The 12,113-nt window shown below is 62.1% G+C and carries 11 protein-coding genes; 5 read left to right on the top strand and 6 right to left on the bottom strand.

Features of this window, described 5'->3' with window-relative positions; genetic code table 11:
- Genes PRI8871_RS06505 through PRI8871_RS06485 form a run of 5 tightly spaced genes read left to right on the top strand, consistent with a single transcriptional unit; the run spans nucleotide 1 to nucleotide 6,422 of the window.
- On the top strand, nucleotides 1–1,365 hold the full coding sequence (locus tag PRI8871_RS06505) for an acetyl-CoA carboxylase biotin carboxylase subunit (RefSeq protein ID WP_108885388.1): 1,365 nt from the start codon (nucleotides 1–3) through the stop codon (nucleotides 1,363–1,365).
- Entirely contained in the window at nucleotides 1,362–2,831 is a 1,470-nt protein-coding gene (locus PRI8871_RS06500) for a biotin carboxyl carrier protein (protein WP_108885387.1), read from the top strand. Before PRI8871_RS06505 ends, PRI8871_RS06500 begins: the two co-directional genes overlap by 4 nt.
- A complete protein-coding gene (locus PRI8871_RS06495) occupies nucleotides 2,828–3,661 on the top strand; it encodes an HAD-IIA family hydrolase (RefSeq protein ID WP_108885386.1) in 834 nt (277 codons plus the stop codon). The genes PRI8871_RS06500 and PRI8871_RS06495 overlap by 4 nt, the downstream gene beginning before the upstream one ends.
- Entirely contained in the window at nucleotides 3,658–5,652 is a 1,995-nt protein-coding gene (locus tag PRI8871_RS06490) for an acetoacetate--CoA ligase (RefSeq protein WP_108885385.1), read from the top strand. Before PRI8871_RS06495 ends, PRI8871_RS06490 begins: the two co-directional genes overlap by 4 nt.
- The gene (locus PRI8871_RS06485; RefSeq protein ID WP_108885384.1) at nucleotides 5,649–6,422 is read left to right on the top strand and encodes an SDR family NAD(P)-dependent oxidoreductase; all 774 of its coding nucleotides are present in this window, start codon (nucleotides 5,649–5,651) and stop codon (nucleotides 6,420–6,422) included. The genes PRI8871_RS06490 and PRI8871_RS06485 overlap by 4 nt, the downstream gene beginning before the upstream one ends.
- Before the next feature lie 2 nt (nucleotides 6,423–6,424).
- Here the strand turns inward: PRI8871_RS06485 and PRI8871_RS06480 are convergent, their stop codons facing one another.
- From PRI8871_RS06480 to PRI8871_RS06455, 6 genes are read right to left on the bottom strand one after another with little or no spacing between them, the layout of a single operon-like run.
- Nucleotides 6,425–6,748: a 2Fe-2S iron-sulfur cluster-binding protein gene (locus tag PRI8871_RS06480; protein WP_108885383.1), complete on the bottom strand. Its 324-nt coding sequence runs from the start codon at nucleotides 6,746–6,748 to the stop codon at nucleotides 6,425–6,427.
- Nucleotides 6,749–6,759: 11 nt separating this feature from the next.
- On the bottom strand, nucleotides 6,760–7,521 hold the full coding sequence (locus tag PRI8871_RS06475) for an SDR family NAD(P)-dependent oxidoreductase (protein ID WP_245897788.1): 762 nt from the start codon (nucleotides 7,519–7,521) through the stop codon (nucleotides 6,760–6,762).
- Nucleotides 7,515–8,171, bottom strand: a complete 657-nt coding sequence (locus PRI8871_RS06470) for an HD domain-containing protein (protein WP_108885382.1) — start codon at nucleotides 8,169–8,171, stop codon at nucleotides 7,515–7,517. The genes PRI8871_RS06475 and PRI8871_RS06470 overlap by 7 nt, the downstream gene beginning before the upstream one ends.
- The gene (locus PRI8871_RS06465; protein ID WP_108885381.1) at nucleotides 8,168–9,607 is read right to left on the bottom strand and encodes an aldehyde dehydrogenase family protein; all 1,440 of its coding nucleotides are present in this window, start codon (nucleotides 9,605–9,607) and stop codon (nucleotides 8,168–8,170) included. The genes PRI8871_RS06470 and PRI8871_RS06465 overlap by 4 nt, the downstream gene beginning before the upstream one ends.
- A gap of 10 nt (nucleotides 9,608–9,617) precedes the next feature.
- The gene (locus PRI8871_RS06460; RefSeq protein ID WP_108885380.1) at nucleotides 9,618–10,223 is read right to left on the bottom strand and encodes an HD domain-containing protein; all 606 of its coding nucleotides are present in this window, start codon (nucleotides 10,221–10,223) and stop codon (nucleotides 9,618–9,620) included.
- Between the two features lie 53 nt (nucleotides 10,224–10,276).
- Nucleotides 10,277–12,091 carry a PEP-utilizing enzyme gene (locus tag PRI8871_RS06455; protein ID WP_108885379.1) on the bottom strand — a complete coding sequence of 605 codons (1,815 nt, stop codon included), beginning with the start codon at nucleotides 12,089–12,091 and terminating at the stop codon, nucleotides 10,277–10,279.
- Nucleotides 12,092–12,113: the final 22 nt, after the last annotated feature.

The raw sequence follows: 12,113 nt of genomic DNA, 5'->3' as shown, positions 1-12,113 counted from the left end.
ATGACCCCGATCAAACGTATCTTCATCGCCAACCGCGGCGAGATCGCGGTGCGGATCATTCGCACCTGCCGCGCTTTGGGCATCGAAACGGTGCTGGGCGTATCCCAAGCGGACCGAGACAGCCTTGGCGCGCAACTGGCCGACCGGGCCGTTGTGCTGGGCCCTGCGCCGTCAACGCAAAGCTATCTGAAGGTTGGCACCGTGGTGCAGGCGGCGCTTGGCACCGGCTGCGATGCAATCCACCCCGGCTATGGGTTCCTGTCGGAAAACAAGGCACTGGCCGAGGCTTGCGCGAATGAAGGCCTGATCTTTATCGGCCCTTCGCCAGACAACCTTGACGCCGTTGGCGATAAGCTGACCGCGCGCACCCATGCCGAGAACGCCAAGGTGCCTTTGGTCCCCGGCGGATCGGTCGACACGGTGGAGGAAGCGCAAGCGCTGGCGACAGCCGTTGGCTTCCCCATGCTGATCAAGGCCGTCGCCGGTGGCGGTGGACGTGGCATGAAGCGCGTGGACCGCGCCGAGGATCTGCCCGCGCAACTGGATCTGGCGATTTCTGAGGCCGCCGCAGCCTTTGGTGATGGGCGCGTTTATCTGGAACGCTACGTGACCGTGGGCCGCCATGTTGAGGTGCAGATCCTGTCGGATGGCGAGGCGATCCTGCACGCCGGCGAACGCGATTGTTCTGTTCAGCGCCGCTATCAGAAAGTGGTCGAGGAGGCCCCCGCCCCACACCTGCCCGAAGCCATGCGCAAAGGGCTGCATGACGCCGCCATCGCCTATGCGCGGCACATCAACTACCGTTCGCTTGGCACGGTGGAATTCCTTGTCGATGTGGAACGGGGCGAGTTCTATTTTCTGGAAATGAACGCCCGTGTGCAGGTCGAACACCCGGTGACCGAAGCAATCACCGGCCTTGACCTGATCGCGCTGCAAATCGCAATTGCCGAAGGCCGCCCGCTGGGCATGACGCAGGATGACATCGTCCTGACTGGCCATGCCATCGAATGCCGGCTGAACGCCGAAGACCCGGACAATGGCTTTATGCCTTCGCCCGGCCGCGTGTCGCAGGCGTGGTTCCCGTCGATGCCGGGGCTGCGCGTCGATACGCATATGACGCCCGGCGCGATGATCCCGCCCTATTACGATTCGATGGTCGCCAAGCTGATCACCCACGGCACCACCCGCGATGAGGCAATTGCCACAATGCAAACCGCCCTGAAGGTTTGCGCGCTGACGGGCGTGAAAACCAACGCGGGGCTGCATGCCGCCATTATGGGCGACGAGACCTTCCAACAGGGCGGTGTTGATACCGCCTATCTGCCCGGCCTTCTGGCCCGCATCCAACAAGGGGGCAAAGCATGACCAATGTCACACTGATCGACACCACCGTCCGCGATGGCAACCAGTCGAACTGGGGCGCCACGGGGCTGGACACCGGCATGATGCTGCAAATCGCCCCCGTGATGGAGCGTGTGGGTTTTGAGGCTATCGACTTCACCACCTCGACCCATATGGCCGTGGCGGTGCGCTTCAAGAAAGAAGACCCGTGGGAACGCCTGCGCCTGTTCAAAGAGGCGACGCCGAACACACCGCTGTCGTTCCTGACCACGGGAATGCGCTTTATCAGCTGGGAAAAAGCGACCGAAGAGCTGATGGAGTTTGCCTTCCGCCTGCTGGTCAAGAACGGGATCAGCCGGTTCGCGGTGATGGACCCGATGAACAACGTGCCCGCCATGCTGAACATGGCCGGGATCACGCGTAAGGCGGGCGGCAATCAGATCGTCGCGGCGCTGACCTTTACGCTGTCGCCGCTGCATGACGATGCGCATTGGGTTGAGAAGACCAAGGCGCTGTGTTCTTCGGGCAAGTTTGACAAGTTGTATGTCAAAGACCCCGGCGGCCTGATTTCGCCGGAACGGGCGGCGGCGCTGTTCCCAGCGCTCAAGGTCGCGGCGGGCGGCGTGCCGTTGGAGTTCCATTCGCACACCACGATTGGCTTGGCCGCTTTTTCCTACCTTGAGGCGGCGCAGAACGGCGCGCCTTGCCTGCACACCTCGGCCAGTTCGGCGGCCAATGGCACGGGCCAGCCCGCCATGTCGCCCACCATCGCCAACCTGCGCGATATGGGGATGACGGTGGATGTCGATGACGAAGCCGTGGCCGAAATGGATGCCTATTTCACCGCGCTGGCGGCCGCTGAGGGCCTGTCGGATCGCGGCCCCGGCGACTATGACCGCCGCTATTTCCAGCACCAGATCCCCGGCGGGGTGATGGGCACGATGATGCGGCAACTGAAGGAAACCCGCCGCGAACATCTGCTGCCAGCAGTGCTGGAGGAGGTCGTGCGCGTTCGGGCCGAGTTTGGCTATCCGATCATGGTCACACCCTTTAGCCAGTTGGTCGCCACCCAAGCCATGTTGAACGTCACCTCGAACGAACGCTATCAGACCGTTCCTGATGAGGTGACGCGCTATGTGCTGGGCCGCTTCGGCACGCCCGCCATGCCGATGGATGCCAATGTCGAGGATCGAATCCGCAGCTCAAAACGCGCCAAAGAGCTTGAGGCCGAGGCCACCATGGGATCGATCGATGAGTTACGGGCCAAGATCGGCAAGCAGTATTCGGACGAAGAATTCCTGCTGCGTGCCACCATGCCCGCCGATCAGGTTGACGCGATGAAGGCCGCAGGCCCCGCCCGGCGCGGCTATGACCCGAAATCCAAACCTGTGATGGACTTGGTGCGCGAACTGACCGCGCGCAAAGGGCTGGGCCGCGTGAAGATAGAAAAAGCCGGGTTCAAACTCGAACTGAACGGAGGTCAGGCATGACAAACCAGATCAAGGCAGCCGTCTTTGACATCGACGGAACGCTGGCGCTGATGAACAAGGAACAGGGCACGTTCAGCGCCCTGACCGGCGCGATTGAAGCCCTGACCGCCTGCCGCGATCGTGGGATCGCCCCGGTGGCCTACACCAACGGCACGTTCTTCCCGCCGGCGCATTACTACCCCTTGCTGGCCGATGCGGGCCTTGTTCTGGACGAAGGCCATATCCTGACGCCCGCCGCCGTGGCGGCGCAGGCCTTGGCGCGCAAGGGCTATCGCCGGATCATGGTGATGGGCGGTGACGGAACCCGCGTTCCGGTACAAGACGCCGGGATTGAGGTGATCGACCCAACCTCCGATGCGCCCAAGGTCGATGCGGTTCTGCTTGGCTATACCCGCGATTTCGGCGCGGCCGAGCTTGAGGCCGTGGTTCAGGCCGTTTGGGACGGTGCCACACCCTATGCAGGCTCTGTTGCGCCCTATTTCGCATCGTCCAAGGGGCGGATGCTGGGTATTTCCGGCGCGATTGCCGCCGCTTTGGAGAACGCCACTGACACCAAGGTCACCGTCTTTGGCAAGCCCGAGGTCGCGGGCCTTCAGATCGTGTCAGACCTGACCGGCGCAACGCCCCGGCAGATGGCCGTGATAGGCGACGATCCCAAGCTGGAAATCCGAATGGGCCGCAAGGCGGGGGCGTTCTGCGTGGGCGTGACCACCGGCATTGCCGACACCGCCCTGTTCAACAGCTTCCCCGAAGGCGAGCGGGCGCATACCGTCCTGCCCGATCTAACGGGCCTGATGGACCTGCCCCAATTCGGAGGACGCAGCACATGACCGCGATTTGGCAAGCCAGCGAAGACCGCCTTGCAAACAGCCACCTGACCCGGTTCATCGCGTGGCTGGCAGACCGTGGGCACGCCTTCGATGGCTATCGGCCCCTGTGGGACTGGTCGGTTCAGGATGTGCCTGCGTTCTGGCAAGCGATCTGGGATTATTTCGACATCATCGCCGATGGCGACTGCCAGCAAGTGATGACCGATGATCCCATGCCCCGCACCCGTTGGTTCACCGGCACGCGGCTAAACTACGCCGAACATGTCCTGCGGCATGAAAGAAACGGCGACCCAGAGCGCACGATGCTACACCACGGGTCCGAACTGCGCCTGATGGGCACGATCAGCTGGGCCGAGGTCGGGGGCGCCGTGCGCAAACTGGCCACACGCCTGCGTGCCATGGGCATTGGTCCGGGCGATACGGTCGTCGCCTATATGCCCAACATCCCCGAGACGGTGATCGCCAAACTGGCGACAACGGCCATTGGGGCCACTTGGTCATCCGCCGCCCCGGAATTCGGGGCGCAGACGGTGATCGACCGCTTTAGCCAGATCGCGCCAAAATTGGTCTTTGCCGTAAACGGCTATCGCTATAGCGGCAAGGATTTTGACCGCACCGGCGACCTGACCCGCATCATGGAGGCGCTGCCGACAGCGCAGCATCTGGTGATGCTGAACTATCAACCCACGGCCCGCCACGCGCCCGATTGGGCGGGCGACATGCTGGCTTGGCCGGATATGCTCACCGGGCCAGACATCGCCCCCGAGGGATTTGAGTACACCCGCGTAGCGTCAGATCATCCGCTTTGGGTGCTGTTTTCATCTGGCACCACGGGCCTTCCGAAACCCATCGTGCACGGCCACCATGGCATTGTACTGGAACACTATAAATCCGCCGCCTTCCACTTTGAAATCCCGCAGGATGGCGCGCTGTTCTTCTATTCCACCACCGGCTGGATGGTCTGGAACACGCTGATGTGGGGGCCGCTGATGAATGGGCGGGCGGTTCTATATGATGGGCACCCGGCCCATCCCGATGCCAGCCTGCTTTGGCGCATTGCGGATGAGACCCGCACCACCACCCTTGGCGTCAGCCCAACCTATTTGCAGATCGTGCGCGGCCAAGGGATCGTGCCGAACAGCAAATACGCGCTTGAGGCGTTGCAATCGGTCATGCTGGTTGGATCGCCCGCCACGCCCGAGGTGTTTGACTGGGTGCTATCCGCCGTCAAACCCGATGTCTGGCCCACCTCGCAATCCGGCGGGACCGAGTTTTGTTCGGGCATTCTGGCAGGCTCGCCCCTGTTGCCCACCCATGCTGGCGAAATTCAGGCCCCTGCCCTTGGCACGGATGCGCGCGCCCTTGATGAAAGCGGGAAATCTGTTGTGAACCAAGAAGGCGAGCTGGTCATCACGCAAGCCATGCCATCCATGCCGCTGTTCTTCTGGGGGGATGACAATTTCACCCGCTACACCAGCAGCTATTTCGAAACCTACCCCGGCGTCTGGCATCATGGCGACCGCGTTTTGTTCAACGATCATGGCGGCAGCTTTGTGCTGGGCCGGTCAGACGCGACGCTGAACCGGTTCGGCGTGCGCATCGGATCAGCCGAGATTTACCGCACGATGGAGGCGATGCCCGAAGTTGCCGATAGCTTGGTGGTCTGCGTCGAAGAACCGGGCGGCGGCTATTACATGCCGCTGTTCGTACAGTTGCCGAATGGCAAGCGCCTGACCGACGATCTGATAGCGCAGATCCGCCAGCGGCTGAAAACCGAACGCAGCCCCCGCCATGTGCCTGACCAGATCATCGCCGCCCCGGCCATTCCCATGACGCTGACCGGCAAAAAGATGGAGGTGCCGGTGCGCAAACTGCTGCTGGGCCAACCGCTGGCCAAGGTCGCCAGCCGCGATGCCACGCGCAACCCGGATGTGCTGGATTGGTTTGCCGATTTCGCAACAGCCCACATAGCCAAGCGGGACGCGTCATGACCCTTCAGGCAATGTTCGGCCTTGCGGGGCGGTCGGCCTTTGTCACCGGCGGGGCAAGCGGGCTGGGCCGCGCCATGGCCTTTGGCCTGTCCGAAGCCGGGGCCGAGGTGACGCTGTTCGACCGAAGCGCTGGCGACCTGACGCGCACCATGGCTGATCTGCGAAGCGACGGGCACCATGCGATCGGCGTGCAGGGCGATGTGACGGATGCGCCGGGCTTGACCCAAGCGATTGCCGATTGTCATGGCCGCGCAGGTGCGTTGGATATCGTCATCGCCAATGCCGGCGTGTCCGAACGCACCCCCGCGCCGCTGCATGACCTGACGCCCGAGGATTGGCGACATGTCATCAACGTCAATCTGGACGGTGTGTTTCACACACTGCAGCCCGCGCTGCGGCTGATGGTGGACCAAGGCTATGGCAAGGTCATCCTGATCGGGTCGATGTTCGGACTGGCCGCCCCTGCGGGTCTGTTTCCGCGCCCCGCCTACGCCGCCGCCAAAGGCGCGATTGCCAATCTGACGCGGGAACTGGCCTTGGAATATGCGCCGTCGAATATTCAGGTGAACGCGATCCTGCCGGGGTTCTTTCGCACGCCAACACGCCCCCGCACCGAAGACGATGCCACCCGCATGGCCGCCTACACGCCCCTTGGCCGGTTGGGCCACGCCGATGAAATCAAGGGCGCGGCGGTCTTTCTGTCCTCGCCCGCCAGCGACTTCATGACCGGAAGCCTGCTGACGATTGATGGCGGGGTCTTGGCGCGCTGAAATCAGCTCCGCCCGGTGGCCACTTCGAACACCGCGCCTTCCAGCGCCGGGGTCGCCTTGACCTGACACATCAGGCGGCTGTTTTCGCGCGGCTCATTGCCCATGAATTCAATCGTGTCGGCCTCATTCGCCTCAGGCGCGGGCAAGGCCCCATCGGCGGCCTCGACCACATAGCAATGGCAAGTCGCGCACATGGCCGATCCGCCGCATTCCGCAATGATCCCAACAACGCCCGCGTCCCGCGCGGCATACATCAACGGCTCGCCCTCGGGGACGTCGATGTCGCGCCGGTTGCCCGACGCTTCGATGAATACGACATTGACCATGTCTCTGCTCCTCAGATGAATTGTTTGCCGCCGTCGACGATCAGGGTCTGACCCGTCACAAACCCGGCCAGATCCGACGCCAGATAAAGCGCGGCCCCGGTGATATCGCCCACCTCGGCATTACGTTTGAGCGAGGACCGATCCACGCCATAGCCCCGCGCGTCGGCGATATGGTCAAAGCTGGCATCGGTCAGGGTGAACCCCGGTGCCAGCACGTTGACGCGGATCTGATCACCGCCCATTTCCTTGGCCATCACCCGCGACATGGCGATCACCGCACCTTTTGAGGCGACGTAATGCATCCATTGCGGCGATCCTGAAAACACCGTGGCCGAGGCAACATTGACGATGGACCCACCGCCCGCCGCCCGCAGCAGCGGCGACACGGCCCGGCACATTTGCCAAACGCCCTTGATGTTGACGGCCATGACCTTGTCCCAGACATCTTCGTCAATGTCCTCAAAGTTGCGCCGTTCCAGACCGGCATAAAGCGCGGCGTTGTTGATCAGGATATCGACGCCGCCCATGGTTTGCTTGGCGGTATCGGCCAAGGCCCGGCAGCTTTCGGTATTGCTGACATCCACAGCCGCACCAAAGCAGGTGCCATGTTTCGACAGGTCAGCGGCGGTTTTTGCCGCGCCATCGGCGTTTATATCGGCAACCAGCACCTGCGCCCCGGCATCACAGAAATCCTGCGCAAAGGCCCGGCCCAAGCCGCCAGCGGCCCCGGTGACAATCACCCGTTTGCCCGCAAGGCCCAAATCCTTCACCATGCGTTGCCTCCTGTCAGTCGGTAGTTCGGAAATTCCGGGCCGCGGCCCAAGTAATGCGAGATCATGATCTCGGCCTTGATGGCGGCGGTCTGGCTTTCGGCCATGGCGCGGCCTGCGGGGGTCAGCATCAGGGGGTTTGACCGTTCGGCCAGCATCAGCACGATTTCCGACAGCGGCACATCGTACCAGCCGGCAATCGTGCGCATCCCGTGCGGGGTAGACCGCCAGCCCTTGTCGGCATCCTTGACCACGGCGTCATTGATGGATTTGGCGTGCTTGACCGTGTCATGCCCGTCGATGATCTCTAGCACCGCCGCGATATCGACGCCTTCGGGGCGCAGACGCTCAAGGATCTCACGCGCCATTTCAACGCCGTGCAGTTCATGGTCGCGCACCAGATCAAGCCGCGTTGGCCGCCGCCCGATGGCCTGCAACAGCAGATCCTCGGGGATCATTTTCCAACCGATATCATGCAGCAGGATCGCAGGCAGAACGACGCTTTCATCCGCTTCGGGCGTTTCGGCCAACAGCACCTTGGCCAGCGCATAGGCAATGATCGTGTGTTCGTCGTTGTTGCGCACGTCCAGGAATGGCTTTGCGGCGTCCCACAAGGGCAAATCGCGGGGTTCAAACACCTGTTCCGGGGTCATTCCGGCACCTCGTAGCTTAAGTACATGGTTTTGTATTCCAGATAGGATTCAACGCCGTAGCGCCCCTTTTCGCGGCCAATCCCGCTCTGTTTCATGCCGCCGAACGGCACGTGATGCGATGAGCGTTGAATATCATTGAGCCAGACCGACCCGGCCTCGATCCCTTCGCAAAGGGCCAGCCCCTTGGCCAGATCGCGGCAAAAGACAAAGCCCGCCAAACCATACAGGCTGTCATTGGTCAGGCGCAGCGCCTCGGCGGCGGTATCGACGGGCGTGATCCCGATCAGCGGGCCAAAGGTTTCTTCGCGCATCACCAGCATATCAGGTGTGGCATCGGCAATCAGCGTCGGCGGGAAATAGCACCCGCCGTCATAGCCCGCCCCCGTCAGCCGCGCCCCGCCCGTCAGAATGCGGGCGCCTTTGGCGCGGGCATCGTCGCTTTGGCGGATGCTGGTGGACAGGATCTTGTCATTGACCAACGGCCCCAGATCACCAACGCCACCAGCGGGCGCAACGGTCAGCGCCTTCGCCCTTTGCGCCAGCGCCGCCAGAAACGCGTCATAGACGGGGCGTTCCACGAAGACCCGGTTGACGCGATAGCAAAACTGCCCCGAATTGGCGAACCCATGGCGGCAGATCGCTGCGGCGGCCTTGTCGATATCCGCATCGGCGCAGACAATCGCGGCACTATGCCCGCCCAGTTCCAGCGTCAGGCGTTTCAACGTTCCTGCGGCGGCGGCAGCAATCGCCTTGCCCGCTGCGGTGCCACCGGTAAAGGCAATCTTACGGGGGATGGGATGTTCGACCAGCGCCGCGCCAATCCCCACCCCGGTTCCCGTCACCACGTTGAAACACCCCTTGGGCAGTCCCGCCTGATGGAAAATCTCGGCCAGTCGCAGGGTGGAAAGCGGTGTATCCTCGGCGGGCTTGGCCACGACGGTACAGCCCGCAATCAGCGCCGCGCCCAGTTTGAACATCAACAGCGTCACCGGGTAGTTGAACGGCGCAATCGCCACCACAACACCAACCGGTTCGCGCGTCACGATGGTGCGTTCCCCGTCCGCCCCACCAAGCGGCATGGTCGCAGACAGGCGCAGGCCTTCCTCGGCGTAGATGTCCAGCAGATCGGCGGAACGGGCAATTTCGGCCTGACAGGCGGCAAGGGGGCGGCCCAATTCGCGGTGCAGCAAAACGCCGACCTCATCGGCGTGCTGGCGCATCGCCTCGGCGCAGGCCTTTTGGATGCGCACCCGTTCGATCATCGGCACCTTGCGCCATAGGGCCATGGCCCGATCTGCCGCCCGAATGGCGCGGTCGGCATCAGTGGCGGTGCCGCTTGGCACGCTGTCCACCTCAGACCCGGTCTGCGGGTCGGTCACGGACAGGCGTCCGCCCTCGGCGGCCTCGGCCCATGCGCCGTCAATAAACATCTGCATCGTCTGTATCCTAAAGCACGTGAAGCATCAGGCGGGCGCGGCTGCGGGCCAGTTCCGCAGTGGCCAGTTCAAGGCCCAGTTCGGTTTCCAGCTTGGCCAATTCGCCTTCAAGCCGGTCGGCATAGGCATGGGGCGTCACGCCAAACCAATCGGCGGCCACACCGATCCCGGTGACTTCGTACCGCCAAAGCTTATCGGCATCGCGCACGATCCGGTCGTTCAGGTGGCGCGGGTCGGGGCGGGTGTCATGCCCGTCGATGATTTCACAAACGGCGGCGATGACATCTTCGGACCAGCCGGTCTGGCGCAGCACTTCGGCTCCCAGTCGCACGCCTTCGGCCTCATGCAGATAGCGCACATCCGATTGCAGCACATTTTCCGACCGGAATCCTTCGGCGATGATCCGATCCATGTCGATGGAATACCACCCGATGTCATGCAGCAGGATCGCCAAAAGGCAGATATCGCGGTCGGCATCCGTGTAGTGATCCACCAGTACCTTGGCCCAGGCGAAAGACAGCGGGATGTGAATGTCGTTCTTGCGCGCCCGCATGTAAGGCTCGGCTGCGGCCCAAACCGGGTCGTAGCGTTTCAGGTTCGTCGCATCGTCAGACATGGTGACCCCGTCGGTGGAAACTGGGGGGCGCCGAAGCGCCCCGCCTGCCTGTCTTATTCGTCCAGAATGGTGACGGTGCCGTCATTGCCATTCACCCGCACGCGCATCCCCGTTTTGATCCGCGACGAAGCGTTGCCAGTGCCGGTGACAGCAGGCAGACCGTATTCCCGGCACACGATGGCTGCGTGGCTCATCATGCCGCCAATGTCGGTGACGGCGGCGCTGATCTTGCCAAAGACCGGGGCCCATGACGGTGCTGTGACTGGGGTGACCAGGACTTCGCCCTTTTGCAGCTCGCCCAATTGGTCGGGGCTGCGCAGAACCCGCGCCACGCCTTCGACCACACCCGGCGATCCGGCCATGCCTTGCAGATCATCGCCCGCGGTATCGGCCTGCGCCCAACGCTGGATCGATTCCGAGGTGATGCCCCAAAGCATGATGGTGAACGGTTCGGTAATCACCTCTGGCGGATTGTTCAGCGCCGGGATCGGAGGCTGCGCGGCCAGCGTGTCGACGATCTTGCGGCGACGCTCAATCTCGGCGGGCCAATAGTCGGTCCCGGCCTTTTCGCCCCCCGTCGCCCATGCGCTGGAATAGTCCCACAGAACATCGCGCACTTCGTTGCGGTTCAGGTAGAACATATCATCCGGGTTCTGCCAGAAGCCCTGATCGGCCAGAAGCTGCGACAGTTCACGCATCTTGCGCCAGAAGACGCCCAGCGCCCAATGCTCGATATAGAAGTTGTGATCTTCCACATAGGGGAACACGGTGCGCGACAGGCCCAGTTTGCCATCAAAGACAGCCTGCGCCTCTTCGTCCATCATCTCGCGGTATTCGGCGGTGATGCGGTCACGCTCCGACAACAGCTTTTCGGTCGGGCGCATGATTTCATCGCCGTCCAACAGGCGCTGAATATAGTCGCGCAGATACCCCATCGGGATATCCAGATGGTCGATCCAGTATTTGTCGGACGAATAGAACCCGTTACCAGAAGTAAAGTTGAACCACGGATCTTGCGATGCTTTCCACGCATCAAGCCACTTCTGGCCATTCGGCGCAGCGGCAACGGCGGCCAAGGCATCGTCAACCGACCCGGTGTTCAGCGCATCGACCAAACCCAGCTCAACCGCCAGCTTGGCCAGCTTTTTCAGCTCATCATCCGGGCGGAACAGTTCGGAATCGACACCCTGCACCATCTTGGCAATCGCCTGATCGGGGATCGAGGGGAACTGTTCTTTGACAAAGCCGAAGAAATCCAGATAGGCGGCATAGCCAAGGTTCAGAAATTCAAAGTGATACTGCCAAGTGACATAGCACAGGTGGATCGCCTTATCGTAGGTCGCGAACAGATCGGTTGTCGGGTCAAGACCAACGCCGCCCTTAACCTTTTCCGCGTCCACCACGTCCGGCAGAGCCTCAAACGACAGGGCGTTCAACTCATCAATGGTGGCCAGAACCTTTTTCTTCCAGTTGGCCAGAAGACTATCCCAGTTCTGATAATAGTGGCCCGCACGGTCGAGGAATTCGGGAATACGCGCCTCAATCTTGCTCGGCTCCACCCCGATAGGCGAAAAATACACATAGCCATTCAGGATACGGTAATCGACGCCATTCGCGGGCGGCACCAGAAGGTGACGGGTGTTGTATTGGCCAAGGCACTTGGTGGCGAATTCAACCATGACACAGTCAAACGGCTTGAACGGCGTCGGCCAGTGCTGACTATTGCAGAACCAGAACTTCTGGTCCTCTGTTTCGCGGCGCGAGGGTTGGAATTGCATGTAGTAGGGATAGATGCTTTTCCAATCTTCCGCACCCTGCGGGGCGGGTACGTCATATGCGCTGGGAAACAGCGATGCTTTTACGTCCATTCTCTCAGATCCTCCCTGAATG

The sequence above is a fragment of the Pseudoprimorskyibacter insulae genome (assembly GCF_900302505.1).
GTDB classification, from domain to species: Bacteria; Pseudomonadota; Alphaproteobacteria; order Rhodobacterales; family Rhodobacteraceae; genus Pseudoprimorskyibacter; species Pseudoprimorskyibacter insulae.
This window is presented reverse-complemented; position numbering and strand designations above follow the sequence as displayed.